This window comes from Sphingopyxis sp. GW821-FHT12C06, from assembly GCF_058807415.1.
Genome location: NZ_JBXAQR010000004.1, coordinates 403,778 through 417,281 on the forward strand (window position 1 = coordinate 403,778; position 13,504 = coordinate 417,281).

The following is a 13,504-nucleotide window of genomic DNA, read 5'->3' on the forward strand; positions in this document are numbered from 1 at the left end:
ACCCGGACCCTCCCCCAAAGAAGGATCTCTTCGATGACCGCTCTCCCACGCCTTGCGGCGCTTGGCCTGCTGTTTGGCGTTGCCCATCCGGTTCACGCCCAGCTTGCCCCTCCGGTTCGCGCGATGCTTGATGCCGCGATGGCGCGCGGCAACGCCGCCGATGTGGAAACGGTTGCCGAGCTGGCAAAGCTGACCAATCCGGCCGACCAGATCGAAATCGACCTGTTGCTCGGCGTTTACGAGCGCGGACTTCCTCCGCTCATCGAAGTGCCGGTGATCCCGCCGCCCGATCCGGTGCGTGTCATGCTCGACGCCGCGATCGCCAGCGGCAAGGATAGCGATGTGGAAGCGGTAGGAAAGCTCGCCAAAACGGCGAGTCCCGAGGATGTCGCCGAAATCGACATATTGCTCGCCGATTATCGCGCCGAGCGAAAGCGGTTGAAGGACGAGGCCGCGGCCGCTGAACGCGCCCGGCTGGCACAGGCCAAATTCTGGCAGAACTGGAAGGGTGAGGGGCAGGTCGGCGCCTCGCACAGTGGTGGTAACAACAAATCGACCGGCTTCAATGTGGGCATCGCTTTGGCGCGCAAGGGGATCGACTGGAGCCAGCGGATGCGCGCGCAGGCCGACTATCAGCGCACGAGTGGCCGGACGACGCTGGAGCGCTATCTTGTCGAATATGAGCCGCAAGTGAAAGTCAGCGACCGCGCCTTTGCCTTTGGCCTCGGGCGCTGGGAGCGCGACCGGATGCTCGGCTATACCGCGCGCTGGAACGCGTCGGGCGGGCTCGGTTACAAGGTGATCGACAGCAAGCAGATGTCGCTGAACCTGAAGGCAGGCCCGGCGTGGCGACAGACTGACTTCGTCCGGACTGGCCGGGATAGCGAAATCTCCGGGCTCGCCGGGGTCGACTTCGGCTGGCAATTGTCGCCGACCTTGCGCCTGACGCAGACGGCGTCGACGATCGTCGGCGAAAGCAACACCTCGACCAGTTCGCTGACCGCGCTCAACGCAAAGCTGACCGGCGGATTGTCGGCGCGCATCGCCTATTCGGCTGAAATCGCTTCGCACCCGCCGGCGGGGGTCGAGAATGTCGATACGCTGACGCGCTTTACTTTGGTGTACGGGTTTTAAAGACGAGGCGGGCCATCATGGATGACCCGCCCGCCGCTATTCGGGCTCGGCCAGGGTGAAGCCCGGCACGGTTCGCGCCTCGCGGTAACCGGCGTGATACATGTCCATATAGACCGTACTGGTTTCCGGGGTGCTGCCCTCGCAGCTCAGGCTATAGGCATCGACGATATTGCCGAATGTCCCGATCCCCATATTGCCAATGCGGTCAAATTTCGGTGCTTTCCCATCGGCGCAGCGAAGCTGCGCAAGATAGGCGCGCTGTCCTTGCGGCATCGCCGCGCGCACGGGATTTTGTTCGCTGCCAAGCGGGTGAGCGTCGGCTTTCTCGATCGCCTTTTCGAGCTTCTTGCCTTTCATTGCGGACTTGCCTGCGATCATGTCGGCGAAAGCATCTCCCGCCTGTGCCGGAGCCGAAACGCTGAGCATCGCTACGCAAGCGGCAAGGGCGAATGCGCCTTTCCCCATTTTGATCATGATGTCCCTCCCCCGGATCAAACCTGAACGCGTGTGCGTTCTCGGTCCTTATGCCTTCTCCAGCAACCCTTCGTCCTTGATCCGCTTTTGCCACAGCGCGGGTGCGTTGACGTGGACATTCTGGCCTTCGCTGTCGACCGCGACGGTGACGGGGAAGTCGTGGACCTCGAATTCGTAAATTGCTTCCATGCCGAGATCGGCGAAACCGACGACCTTGCTGCCCTTGATCGCGCGCGCGACGAGATAGGCCGCGCCGCCGACCGCCATCATATAGGCGCTCTTGTGCTTGGCGATCGCCTGCGTCGCGGCGGGGCCGCGCTCGGCCTTGCCGACGCAGGCGAGCAGACCCTGATCGAGCATCATGTCCATGAACTTGTCCATGCGCGTCGCGGTGGTGGGGCCAGCGGGGCCGACGATTTCCTCGCCGACGGGATCGACCGGGCCGACGTAGTAAATCACGCGGCCCTTGAACTCGACGGGAAGCTGTTCGCCCTTGGCCAGCATGTCGGCGATGCGCTTGTGCGCGGCGTCGCGGCCGGTGAGCATCTTGCCGTTGAGCAGCAGGCGGTCGCCCTGTTTCCAGCTGGCGACGACGTCGGAGGTGAGATTGTCGAGATCGACGCGGATCGCCGCCTGGTCGGGCTTCCAGTCGATTTCGGGATAATCGGCAAGCTTCGGCGCTTCGAGGAACGCAGGGCCGCTGCCGTCGAGGGTGACGTGGGCGTGGCGTGTCGCGGCGCAGTTCGGGATCATCGCGACGGGCTTCGACGCCGCATGCGTCGGCCAGTCGGCGATCTTGATGTCGAGCACGGTGGCGAGGCCGCCGAGCCCCTGCGCGCCGATGCCGAGTGCGTTGACCTTTTCATAGAGCTCGATGCGGAGCTCCTCGGTCGGCGACGACGGCCCGCGCGCGAGCAGCTCGGTCATGTCGATCGGGTCCATCAGCGACTGCTTGGCGAGCAGCATCGCCTTTTCGGCGGTGCCGCCGATGCCGATGCCGAGCATGCCTGGCGGGCACCAGCCAGCGCCCATTTGCGGGACCATTTCGAGTACCCAGTCGACGATCGAATCCGACGGGTTCATCATCTTGAACTTCGACTTGTTCTCGCTGCCGCCGCCCTTGGCCGCGACGTCGATATGGACCTTCGCGCCGGGGACCATTTCGACGTTGAGCACCGACGGGGTGTTGTCCTTGGTGTTCACGCGGCTGAACGCCGGGTCGGCGAGGATCGAGGCGCGCAGCTTGTTTTCGGGGTGGAGATAGGCTTTGCGGACACCCTCATCGACGACCTGTTGTAGGCTGCGCGGGCTGTCGAGGCGGCAGTCCATGCCCCATTTGATGAACACGGTGACGATGCCGGTGTCCTGGCAGATTGGGCGATGCCCCTCGGCGCACATGCGGCTGTTCGACAGAATCTGCGCCATCGCGTCCTTCGCGGCGGGCGAGACTTCGCGTTCATAGGCGGCGCCCAGCGCGCGGATATAGTCCATCGGGTGGAAATAGCTGATGTACTGGAGCGCGTCGGCGATGGTCTCGATCAGGTCGTCTTCGCGGATGATGACAGTATTCATGGGTGCAGCCCTTTTGTCCGTGGTTCGGATTCGCCGCCTCCCTAGACCCGGGGCAGGGCGATGGTCCAGAGCCTAGCGGGAAAGGCGCGCGCCGCGGGGCGAGCCGGGGGGCTTAGCCTATTGGCACTCGGCGCATTTGCCGCGCACTTCGATCACCGGGCGTTCGGCGGCAAAGCCCGTTGCCTCGGCCGCGGCGCGGACGCCGCCCGATAGGGCATCATTGTCGACATGCACCGCGCTGCCGCAGCTGTCACAAATCAGGAAGATGCAGTCGTGGAGGCAGCCGGGGTGGCTGTTGGCGACAAAGGCGTTGGCGCTCTCGACCCGGCGTACGAGGTTGTTCGCGACGAACAGGTCGAGGATGCGGTAAACGCTGTTCGGCGCAACGCGCTTGCCGCGTTTCTGCGAGACGATGTCGGCGATTTCATAGGCGCTTGCGGGCTTGCCGATTTCGGCGACGGCGTCGAAAATTTGCGCGCGCATGTCGGTCCACGCTTCGCCCGCGCTCTCGAGCGCGGTTTGCGCGGCCTTGGCGAGCGAGGCGCCGCTGGCCTCGACGTGCGGATGATCATGCTTGCCCATTGGCGTATCCCTTGCGCGGATAATTCCGCGCTGACTGTTCGTTCAATGTAGGCTGTTTGGGGGGCGCCCGCAAGGAGCGGACGGCCCGTTCCGGCTATGCCGTCAGTGTCGCGCGCGGCGGTTGAGGTCGTGGCCGAGTGCAACGACGGCAACGCCGATCATTGTGGCGAGCACTTCGCTGCCGTCGTGCGGCCGGGACAGCGCGCCCGCCATCATGCCGAGCCCGAAGCTGCCGACCGCGAAGGGCATCATATAGCCATGAGTGAGCACACCCGAGACGAGGGTGATGAGCGCAAAGCCGATCGCAACGATCAGGCCGATCTCGTGGAACAGATGATTTTCGAGGAACACGCCGCCGACCGACGCGATCGAGGCGAAGAAGATCGTTGTTGCGAGGCAATGGACAAGACACAGGCCCGACAGGCCCATCGCCAATTGGTCACCGCTGAGCGCGGTCAGCGGCCGCGAATCGCGCGCAGCCCGAACCACCGCGCCGAGGCGCGTCATGACAGGGGCATGGCTGGCGACTTGGGTCACCCGATTCTCCGTTCAACGACAATGGCGATTGATATGGCATAACATGACCAAGGTTACAACGTCTCATGGCGCAAATCATCGCTTTCGCCAATCGGGCGGGCGGGGCAGGGTGGGTTTCAGAATAAAATCATTGGAGAGTGGTATGATGACCGGTCTGGCCGAACCGCTGACGCTGCCATGCGGCGCGATCTTGCCGAACCGGATCGCCAAGGCGGCGATGACCGAGGGGATGGCGACTCCCGAGGGGCGGCCGACCGCGGCGCTCGATCGGCTTTATGGACTATGGTCCGACGGCGGGGCGGGGCTGCTGATCGGCGGCAATCTGGTCATCGACCGCGATCATCTCGAGCGCCCCGGCAATGTCGTGATCGACCGCGCGCCCGATGCGGAGATGATGGCGGCGCTGACCCGCTGGGCCAAGGCCGCGACGCGCGGTGGCAATCATTTCTGGGCGCAGATCAGCCACAGTGGGCGGCAGACGCCGGCGATCGTCAACCGCCATCCCAAATCGGCGTCCGACATCAAACTGGCTTTGCCCGGCGGACAGTTCGGCCAGCCCGAGCCGCTGACCTTGGGCGAGATCGCCGATCTGGTGCAGCGCTGGGCGGTCGCGGCCAGGGCGTGTCAGGATGCGGGTTTCACCGGGGTGCAGGTCCACGCCGCGCACGGCTATCTGATGTCGCAGTTTCTCAGTCCGCTCTCCAACCGTCGGACTGACAATTATGGCGGCAGCCTGGAAAATCGGGCGCGGTTGTTGCTGGAGGTGATCGCCGCGATCCGCGCGGCCGTCGGACCCGGATTTCCGGTCTCGGTCAAGCTCAACAGCGCCGATTTCCAGAAAGGCGGTTTCGCCTTTGAGGATAGTTTGACGGTCGCCGGTTGGCTGGAGGCAGCGAGCGTCGACCTGATCGAGATTTCGGGCGGTAGCTACGAGCAGCCCAAATTGCTGGGCATCGAGGGGATGGAGGAAAGCGCGGTGCAAAATGTCGCGCCCTCGACCTTGGCGCGCGAGGCCTATTTCGTCGATTTCGCACTGGGGATGCAGGCGCGCGGGACGGTGCCGTTGATGGTCACTGGCGGCTTTCGGACGCGTGCCGCGATGGAGCAGGCGCTCGTGGGTGGGGCGACCGATGTGATCGGACTTGGCCGGCCGATGTGTCTGATGACCGATGCGCCGAAGCACTTGCTCGAAGGGGCGGAGCAATTGCCGCGTTATGAAGATGATCGCGGGCTGCTGCCCGCCTGGCTGAGCTTTTTGAAGCGGTTTCAGCTGGTCAAGGCGATCGACGGCTTTGCCGGCATCTACTGGTTTTATCAGCAGCTCTGGTTGCTCGGCCAAGACGGGCGGGCTGATGAAAGGCTGAGCGTCTTTTCGGCCTTTCGCACGCTGGAGGCGCGCAACAAGGCGATCATGAAGGCGCGGGGGTAGGGGCGTGTCTGGACAACATCGATCTCTTCACTCCCGCGCAGGCAGCGTGACTGTTACGCGCCTTCCTCCGCCCGCAATGCCTTGCGATCCAGCTTGCCGATCATCGTCTTGGGCAGATTCAGCCGCACCTCGACCGCGCTCACCCGTTCATGCTTGCCGAGTTGCGGATTGAGCCACGCGGCGAGCGCTTCGCCCGAGATGTTAAAACCATCCTCCAGCGTCACGAACGCCTTGGGCGCTTCGCCGCGATAAGCGTCGGGGACGCCGAGGACGATCGCTTCCTTGACCGCCGGATGTTCGTAGAGATGCGCCTCGATCACGCTGGGGTATACTTTGAAACCGCCGACTGCGATCATGTCCTTCAACCGGTCGACGATGCGGACATATTTGTCGTCGTCAATCACCGCGACGTCACCGGTGCGCAGCCAGCCGTCGGCGGTGAAGCTGTCGGCGTCGGCGCCGGGCTGGTTCCAGTAACCCTGCATGATTTGTGGCCCCTTGACCACCAGCTCGCCGGGCTCGCCCGCGGGGGCGTCGCGCGACGGATCTTCCTTGTCGACGAGGCGAAGGTGTGTTGCGGGAAGCGGCTGGCCGATCGTGCCGGGTTTGACCGGGCCTTCATAGGGGTTGGTCGAGACGACCCCCGAACTTTCGGTGAGGCCATAGCCCTCGACGAGCGAAGCCCCCGTCGCCGCCACGAATTTCTCGCGCAGCTCGGCGGGCATCGGTGCGCCACCCGAAATGCAGATGCGCAGGCTGGAAAAATCGGTCCTGGCAAGATCGGGATGGTCGAGCAGTGCCTGATACATTGTCGGGACGCCGGGCAGGGCGGTCGTTTTGGTGCGCGTGATCGCCTGCAGCGCCTGCTTGGCGTCGAAGCGCGGCAGCATCGCGATCATCCCGCCATTCAATATGGTACGGTTGAGCACGCAGGTGTTGGCGAAGACATGGAAGAAGGGCAGCGCGCCGAGGATGCGGTCACCCGCCTCATGATCGGGATCGATCGCATTCACTTGCCGTGCATTGGCGGTCAGATTCTGATGGGTCAGCATTGCACCCTTCGGCGTGCCGGTGGTGCCGCCGGTATACTGGATGAGGGCGATGTCCTTTTCCGCGTCGATCGGCACCGGGGCGGGCAGTCCGTCATTGTCGATCAGGGTCGAGAAGCGGATCACGCGCGGATCGTCGGGGAGCGCCGCAACTTCGTCGCGCTTGAACAGGCGGTACAGGACCGACTTGGCGGCAGGCAGGCCGCCCGCGACCGATCCGACGACGAGTTGCCGCAGGCTCGACCCGTCGAGCACCTTGAGCGCGGTGGGCAGCAGCGCCGTCGCGCTGACCGTGAACAAAGTGTCGGTGCCCGAATCCTCGACCTGCGCCTCGAGTTCGGCGACGGTATAGAGCGGCGAGAAATTGACCACGGTTGCCCCGGCGGCGAGCGCGCCATAATAGGCGGCGACATAATGGGGCACATTGGGCAGGAACAGGCCGACACGGCTGCCCTTGCCGATACCGCGCTGCTGCAGACCGCGTGCGACGCGTGCGACGCCGCGCGCGACTTCGGCATAGCCAAATTGCCGCCCGAGAAAATCGAGCATCGGCGTATCGCCTCGGCGCGCGACACTGGCCGCAAGCATGTCGGGCAGCGATAGCGGCGCGAACAACTGGTCCCAGTCCGTCGGATGATGGTAGTCAGTCGACCAGTCGTAAGGCGTGTTCATCGGCGCACTATGTCCTTTTGAAACAGGGGCAAGCTCCTGACACTAAGGTAAGTAAGCGATCTGTGCAATCGGGGGTGCTTGCAGCGTATCGCTGCGGCGTCTAGGCAAGGGCCGGAGCCATTTTCAGGGGGATTGCCGTGCTGCACCTGTCACTGCGGATCTTCGCGCCATTTGCCATTGTCGCGTACGCCGCCGCCATGCCGGCATCCGCCAAGGATAAGGCGCCTCCGCCACGTCCGGCACAGATTCAGCAGCTCTATGACTGCCGCGATATTGCCGATGCTGCCGCACGTCTGACCTGTTTCGATCGGGAGGTCGGCGAGCTGCAGACGGCCGACACCCAGCGCGAAATTTCTTTTGCCGACAAGGAAACGATCAAGAAGACGCGTCGCGGCCTGTTCGGATTCGACCTGCCCGATTTGGGCCTGTTTGGAGGCGGCGACGAGGAGGAGGCGGTCCAGAGCGTCGAAACCAGCGTTGAGTCGGCTTCCGGCACCAGCGACGGCGGCTATCGCATCGCGATGGCCGACGGATCGGTCTGGGTGCAGATCGACAACAAGCGCATGCCGCTGGCGCCGCGCCCGGGGCAGAAGATCCGGATCAAGGCGGCCTCGCTCGGAACCTATTTTCTCAGTCTCGAAGGGCGCCCTTCCATTCGTGTCCGTCGCGAGCGCTGACCGGGCTCCTTGGGCGGGATCATTGTGACAAGCCGATGATTGGGGCGCTTTCGATTCCTGTCGTGAAAACGGGCTGCCGACCCTTTGTCCTGCTCGACGACGCACGGTCGGACGGTGCAGTGCCGGCGCGTCTGTTTCGCGATCCGGTCGAGGTGCTGAGTGCCCCGACCATAGCCGAGGTTCCTGCGCTGCTCGACGCGCTGGAGATGGCGCAGTCGCGCGGTCTCTATGCCGCTGGCTATCTGGCCTATGAAGCGGGCAAGGCGCTCGGCCCCGCGTGGCGAGGGATGGTTGATGAAGAGGCCGGCGACGCGCCGCTCGGCTGGTTCGGACTGTTTGAGCGGGTCGAGCGGATCGAGGCCGATGCGGTAGCCGACCTGCTCCCCGATCCGGCGGGTGCGTGGATCGGCGGCGTCAAGCCGCGGGTCGAACGCGCGGACTATGAAGCGGCGGTCGAACGGGTGCTCGGGCTGATCCGCGCCGGCGACATTTATCAGGCGAACCTGACCTTTCGCGCCGATGTGCCGGTGCTGGGCAATCCGCTTGCTGCCTATGCGCGGCTGCGGCGGACGGCGTGTGCGGGCTATGGCGGCTTCATCTGGACGGGCGCGCAGGCGATCGCGTCGTTGTCGCCCGAACTCTTCTTCGCGCTGAAGGGCGGCCAGGCGATGGCGCGGCCGATGAAGGGGACCGCAGCGCGGCGGCAGGATTCCGGGGCTGACGCCCGCGCTGCGCGCGAGCTGGCCGAAGACCCCAAGCAGCGGGCCGAAAATCTGATGATCGTCGACCTCATTCGCAATGACCTGTCGCGCGTCGCGGTGCCGGGGTCGGTCGCGGTGCCCGACCTGTTTCGGGTCGAAAGCTTTCCGACGATCCATCAGCTGGTGTCCGACGTCAGCGCACGGCTGCCGGACGGCGTCGGCGCGGTCGATGTGCTGCGCGCTGCCTTTCCGTGCGGGTCGATCACCGGCGCGCCCAAGGTCCGCGCGATGGAGATTATCGACACGCTGGAAGAAGGGCCGCGCGGACTGTATACGGGATCGATCGGCTTCATCGAGCCGGGGGGTGATGCGGCGTTCAACGTCGCGATTCGGACATTGGTATTTCCGCATTCCAATGACTTGCAGGATGGGCGCTTGTCCGCCACGCTGGGTCTGGGGTCTGGAATCGTCGCCGACAGCGTGCCCGCCGAGGAATGGCGCGAATGTCTGGCCAAAGGGGAATTTGTGAGCGCAGCGGGCGAAAATTTCGACCTACTCGAAACAATGTATTTCGATCCGGTCGATGGCGTCCTGCGCCTCGAGGGGCATTTGGCGCGGCTGACCGCAAGCGCCGCCGCGCTGGGTTTTCGTTTCGACCGCCATGGTGCGCGCAACAGCTTGCAATCGGCGACCTTCCGCCTGCGCGGGGCGGCGCGGGTGCGGATGCGGCTTGCGCCGTCGGGGGCGCTCGCGGTCGAGGTGTCGCCGCTGCCGCGGCTTGCCGAACTGCCGGTGCCGGTTGCCGTCAGCCCCGCGCCGATGGCGGCGGATGATTATCGCCTCGCGCACAAGACCAGCCAGCGCGCCGCTTATGATGGCGCGCGCCGCGAAAGCGGCGCGGCCGAGATCGTCTTCGTCGACGAGCCGGGCTTTGTAACCGAGGGCAGCTGGAGCAATATTTTCGTCGAGCGCGATGGTCTCCTTCTCACCCCGCCGCTGTCGCTCGGGCTGCTCCCCGGGGTGCTGCGCGCGGAGTTGATCGACAAGGGGCGCGCAGTCGAATCACACCTGCGCCTTGCGGATCTGGGCGAGGGGTTTTTCATCGGCAATTCGCTGCGCGGGCTGATCCCGGCGCGGTTGATCGAGGACGCTTAGACTCGGTACGCGCTGGCGCGACCGGTCCCGCGAGTACGGACTCCCACGACGATCTGCAGCCGCTTTCACCGAGGGAGCCGGCATCCGCGTATTTTGTGCCGACATGCCAACTTTCGGTGCTGCTGCTAACCTTCTTTTAACCAGCAAACTCCAACAGTCGCCTGTGCCTATTTTCGGACATTTTCTGCCATCGGCGCCCCGCGCCGACAAACGTCACGAAGCGCGTCGAAAACTTAGCCTTCTCGCCCGGGGCTCGCAGCAAGATGGCACCGCCATCGAGGTCCAGATTCACAATATCTCGGGAACGGGCCTGCTGCTCGAAAGTGACATCAAACTGGCCGCCGGCGACCGAATCGACATTGAGCTTCCGCATGCCGGCGACATAACCGCGGTCGTTATCTGGGCAAGCGGACGGTTTTTCGGATGCCAGTTTGAGGGCCCTGTCTCACCGGCAACGCTGAGCGCCGTGGAACTCAAGAGCGCCCTTGCCCCTGCGCCCGCCATCGATCCGGCACCCGGCATCGACGAAGATGACGCGGCAGCGGTGATCGACGAAGCCTTCGGCGTCCGCTTGCAGGGGCTCCGCACCAGGGCCGGGCTCAACCAGGCCGAGATCGCCGAACGCATGGGCGTCAGCACACCGTCGGTCTCGAGTTGGGAAAATGGTCGCGCGCTCCCCAAGCGTGGCGGCATGGCGAAGCTCGCCGCAATTCTCGGCGTCCAGGCCTCCGACCTGCTCGATGGCGCTGCGCCCGAGCAGACCGCTGACCAGTTCGACGACGTTGTGCCCGAGGGGATGCGGGAGCCGCAGGAGCTGATCGACCGCAGCCGCGAACAGATCGCGCGCGCCATCGGCATCAGCGCCGACAGGGTTCGGATCATCATCGAATTCTAGCCCGGGAATCCGGAGCGCCGGTCACCTTTGGTTGAAGTGCGCGTGTCCCTGCGAAGGGCGGCGGGAGTCGCGCGCCGCCCAACGCGATCCATCTCCTGCCGGTTCGACGCGACACAGGCCGAAGTATGGACTCCGGCCTTCGCAGGACTACACAGCTTCTTCTGCCAAAGCAGCACGGGCTCTCATCGCGCGGAAATCGCTTCGCATTCGTAAATTGTCTACCGCATCCCTTGCCTAATCGGGTAGGACGCGATAGGCGCGGCCGCGCGCAATTTTCTGCCAATTTCCTGTCACCCGCCCTCTCGCAAGGACGCTTCGCCATGTCGACTTTCAAGCCCCATGTCTCGGCCGCACTCGGTCGTATCCAGCCTTCGGCAACGCTCGCGATGACCGCGCGCGTGACCAAGCTGAAAGCGGACGGCGTCGATGTCATTGGGCTGAGCGCCGGCGAGCCCGATTTCGACACTCCCGATTTCGTCAAGGAAGCGGCGATCGAGGCGATCCGCAACGGTCAGACCAAATATACGCTGGTCGATGGCACGGTGGCGCTGAAGGACGCGATCCGCGGCAAGTTCCGCCGCGACAATGGCCTCGACTTCGGTCTCGACCAGATCTCGGTCAACGTTGGCGGCAAGCATACTCTGTTCAACGCGCTGGTGGCGACGGTCGATTCGGGCGACGAGGTGATCATCCCCGCGCCCTATTGGGTCAGCTACCCCGACATCGTCGCTTTCTGCGGCGGCACGCCAGTGATCATCGAAGGCACCGCGGCACAGAACTACAAGATCACCCCGGCGCAGCTCGACGCGGCGATCACGCCGAAGACACGCTGGATCATGTTCAACTCGCCGTCGAACCCGTCGGGTGCCGCCTATTCGCCGCAGGAACTCGACGCGATCGGCGAAGTCGTCCGCCGTCACCCGCATGTAATGGTGATGGTCGACGATATGTACGAGCATGTCTGGTACGCCGATTTCGCCTTCTCGACGCTGGCGCAGCGCTGCCCCGACCTGATCGACCGCATTCTGACCGTGAACGGCTGTTCGAAGGCCTATGCGATGACGGGCTGGCGTATCGGCTATGCGGGCGGCCCCGCATGGATCATCAAGGCGATGGGCAAGCTCCAGTCGCAGTCGACGTCGAACCCCTGCTCGATCGCGCAGGCCGCCGCCGCTGCCGCGCTCGGCGGACCGCAGCAATTCCTCGACGACCGCAACGCGGCGTTCAAGAAGCGCCGCGACATGGTCGTCGCGATGCTCAACGACGCACCGGGCCTGAACTGCCCAACCCCCGACGGCGCTTTCTATGTCTATCCCGACGCGAGCGGCTGCATGGGCAAGAAGACCCCCGACGGAAAGCTGATCGACAGCGACGAAGCGCTGATCGACTATTTCCTCGACTCGGCGCGCGTTGCCGCGGTTCACGGCGGCGCCTTTGGCTTGTCGCCGGCGTTCCGTGTTTCCTACGCGACGTCGGAAGCGGTGCTCAAGGAAGCTTGCGTACGCATCCAGCAGGCGTGCGCCGCGCTGGCATAAAATTGGAGATCCCGGCGAAGGGCAGGTTTTGTGCCCTTTTCGCCGGGGCGAAAAAAAATTCGTCGCGCGACATAATTCTGTACCGACCGGTCTTGTAATCGCGTCGAGGGTTCCCATTTTCAGACATGAACGACGGCTAAGCGCCCGGTTCACCGTATAGTAAGCCTCGATGCCTAGGGTGATGGACATCACTGCGCGGCTGGTTGGGGTGTGCCATATCGTGGGTGTGAACAGGGCGGCCTTGGCCGCAAAACCGGAAGACAGAAAAAAGGGCTCTCCCCATGCTTGCCACGCTCCGCTCCGACTGGTTCCTGATGATGCTCGCTGGCTTTGCCATCGGCGGTCTGATTGTCGTATTCCAGCATCCGGCGCTTTCGCTGGCGCTGTGACGGCGCGGCGTCGCCATTTTTTCTCTCGCGCCTTCGCGGCGCTGCTTGTCGGCGCGATCGTCGCCCAATGCACATCGGCGCAGGCGGAGGGTGCTGTTCAGCTTCCCGCAGCGGCTGTTGATCCTGCCGTCAATGTCAAGCGCGCCACCGCGATCCTCGCGGGCGGATGCTTCTGGGGCGTCGAGGGCGTGTTCTCGAACGTCAAAGGCGTGATCTCGGTCGAATCGGGCTATCATGGCGGCAGCGCCGCGACCGCGCGCTATGAGCTGACGCATGATGGCGCGTCGGGCCATGCCGAGGCGGTGCGGATTATCTATGACCCAAGCCAGGTCAGCTATGGCACTTTGCTCCGCATCCTGTTTTCGGTGGTCGCGGACCCCACGCTCAAAAACCGTCAGGGCCCCGATGCCGGGCCGCAATATCGCGCCGCGATCGTTCCGATGGACGCGGTCCAGCGCCAGGTTGCGACCGCCTATCTGGCGCAGATCGGCAAGGGCAAATATTTCGCCAAACCCGTCGTTGTGCCGATCGAAAGCTACAAGCGTTTCTATCCGGCCGAAGCGGGGCATCAGGATTTCATGCGCCGCAACCCGTCGAACGGCTATATATTGCGCTGGGATGCGCCGAAGCTCGCGGCGCTGAAGCGGCTTTATCCGGCGCGGATAAGGGCCACGCCCGCGCCCTGAACGGGCGGGTTCCGCCA

The 13,504-nt window shown here is 64.3% G+C and carries 12 protein-coding genes and 1 pseudogene; 8 read left to right on the forward strand and 5 right to left on the reverse strand.

What is annotated here, in order from left to right; genetic code table 11:
- Positions 1-33 precede the first annotated feature (33 nt).
- Entirely contained in the window at positions 34-1,134 is a 1,101-nt protein-coding gene (locus AC1RRJ_RS14185; protein WP_493123749.1) for a DUF481 domain-containing protein, read from the forward strand.
- Positions 1,135-1,170: 36 nt separating this feature from the next.
- On the opposite strand, the gene AC1RRJ_RS14190 is transcribed toward AC1RRJ_RS14185, so the two are convergent.
- The 4 genes from AC1RRJ_RS14190 to AC1RRJ_RS14205 all read right to left on the reverse strand — a co-directional run bounded on the left by AC1RRJ_RS14190 (position 1,171) and on the right by AC1RRJ_RS14205 (position 4,299).
- Positions 1,171-1,608, reverse strand: a complete 438-nt coding sequence (locus AC1RRJ_RS14190; RefSeq protein WP_493123751.1) for a hypothetical protein — start codon at positions 1,606-1,608, stop codon at positions 1,171-1,173.
- Positions 1,609-1,656: 48 nt separating this feature from the next.
- Positions 1,657-3,180 carry a fumarate hydratase gene (locus AC1RRJ_RS14195; RefSeq protein WP_493123753.1) on the reverse strand — a complete coding sequence of 508 codons (1,524 nt, stop codon included), beginning with the start codon at positions 3,178-3,180 and terminating at the stop codon, positions 1,657-1,659.
- Positions 3,181-3,297: 117 nt separating this feature from the next.
- Entirely contained in the window at positions 3,298-3,762 is a 465-nt protein-coding gene (locus AC1RRJ_RS14200; protein WP_493123755.1) for a Fur family transcriptional regulator, read from the reverse strand.
- A 102-nt stretch (positions 3,763-3,864) separates the two neighbouring features.
- Positions 3,865-4,299 carry a MerC domain-containing protein gene (locus AC1RRJ_RS14205; protein WP_493123757.1) on the reverse strand — a complete coding sequence of 145 codons (435 nt, stop codon included), beginning with the start codon at positions 4,297-4,299 and terminating at the stop codon, positions 3,865-3,867.
- A gap of 142 nt (positions 4,300-4,441) precedes the next feature.
- Here AC1RRJ_RS14205 and AC1RRJ_RS14210 point away from each other — a divergent pair, with 142 nt between their 5' ends.
- A complete protein-coding gene (locus AC1RRJ_RS14210) occupies positions 4,442-5,728 on the forward strand; it encodes an NADH:flavin oxidoreductase/NADH oxidase family protein (RefSeq protein ID WP_493123759.1) in 1,287 nt (428 codons plus the stop codon).
- A 53-nt stretch (positions 5,729-5,781) separates the two neighbouring features.
- On the opposite strand, the gene AC1RRJ_RS14215 is transcribed toward AC1RRJ_RS14210, so the two are convergent.
- The gene (locus tag AC1RRJ_RS14215; RefSeq protein ID WP_493123761.1) at positions 5,782-7,449 is read right to left on the reverse strand and encodes an AMP-binding protein; all 1,668 of its coding nucleotides are present in this window, start codon (positions 7,447-7,449) and stop codon (positions 5,782-5,784) included.
- Between the two features lie 197 nt (positions 7,450-7,646).
- On the opposite strand from AC1RRJ_RS14215, the gene AC1RRJ_RS14220 reads away from it, so the two are divergent.
- From AC1RRJ_RS14220 to msrA, 6 genes and pseudogenes are all read left to right on the forward strand, one after another.
- Positions 7,647-8,126, forward strand: coding sequence for a hypothetical protein (locus AC1RRJ_RS14220; protein WP_493123763.1), 480 nt, complete (start codon positions 7,647-7,649; stop codon positions 8,124-8,126).
- A gap of 35 nt (positions 8,127-8,161) precedes the next feature.
- Positions 8,162-9,982: an aminodeoxychorismate synthase component I gene (gene pabB / locus AC1RRJ_RS14225; protein ID WP_493123765.1), complete on the forward strand. Its 1,821-nt coding sequence runs from the start codon at positions 8,162-8,164 to the stop codon at positions 9,980-9,982.
- A gap of 103 nt (positions 9,983-10,085) precedes the next feature.
- Positions 10,086-10,373, forward strand: a pseudogene (locus AC1RRJ_RS14230) (PilZ domain-containing protein); the annotation flags it as partial.
- 75 nt (positions 10,374-10,448) lie between these two features.
- A complete protein-coding gene (locus AC1RRJ_RS14235) occupies positions 10,449-10,877 on the forward strand; it encodes a helix-turn-helix domain-containing protein (RefSeq protein WP_493124149.1) in 429 nt (142 codons plus the stop codon).
- Between the two features lie 320 nt (positions 10,878-11,197).
- Positions 11,198-12,412 carry a pyridoxal phosphate-dependent aminotransferase gene (locus AC1RRJ_RS14240; protein WP_493123767.1) on the forward strand — a complete coding sequence of 405 codons (1,215 nt, stop codon included), beginning with the start codon at positions 11,198-11,200 and terminating at the stop codon, positions 12,410-12,412.
- Positions 12,413-12,797: 385 nt separating this feature from the next.
- Complete coding sequence (gene msrA, locus AC1RRJ_RS14245; protein WP_493123769.1) at positions 12,798-13,487, forward strand: peptide-methionine (S)-S-oxide reductase MsrA; 690 nt, start codon at positions 12,798-12,800, stop codon at positions 13,485-13,487.
- Positions 13,488-13,504: the final 17 nt, after the last annotated feature.

What these genes read in the sequence shown, in the direction of transcription:
- AC1RRJ_RS14185 (WP_493123749.1), top strand. Translation starts at nt 34, where the DNA reads ATGACCGCTCTCCCACGCCTTGCGGCGCTTGGCCTGCTGTTTGGCGTT.
- pabB (WP_493123765.1), top strand. Translation starts at nt 8,162, where the DNA reads ATGATTGGGGCGCTTTCGATTCCTGTCGTGAAAACGGGCTGCCGACCC.
- AC1RRJ_RS14215 (WP_493123761.1), bottom strand. Translation starts at nt 7,449, where the DNA reads ATGAACACGCCTTACGACTGGTCGACTGACTACCATCATCCGACGGAC.
- AC1RRJ_RS14210 (WP_493123759.1), top strand. Translation starts at nt 4,442, where the DNA reads ATGATGACCGGTCTGGCCGAACCGCTGACGCTGCCATGCGGCGCGATC.
- AC1RRJ_RS14240 (WP_493123767.1), top strand. Translation starts at nt 11,198, where the DNA reads ATGTCGACTTTCAAGCCCCATGTCTCGGCCGCACTCGGTCGTATCCAG.
- AC1RRJ_RS14200 (WP_493123755.1), bottom strand. Translation starts at nt 3,762, where the DNA reads ATGGGCAAGCATGATCATCCGCACGTCGAGGCCAGCGGCGCCTCGCTC.
- AC1RRJ_RS14190 (WP_493123751.1), bottom strand. Translation starts at nt 1,608, where the DNA reads ATGATCAAAATGGGGAAAGGCGCATTCGCCCTTGCCGCTTGCGTAGCG.
- AC1RRJ_RS14220 (WP_493123763.1), top strand. Translation starts at nt 7,647, where the DNA reads ATGCCGGCATCCGCCAAGGATAAGGCGCCTCCGCCACGTCCGGCACAG.
- AC1RRJ_RS14195 (WP_493123753.1), bottom strand. Translation starts at nt 3,180, where the DNA reads ATGAATACTGTCATCATCCGCGAAGACGACCTGATCGAGACCATCGCC.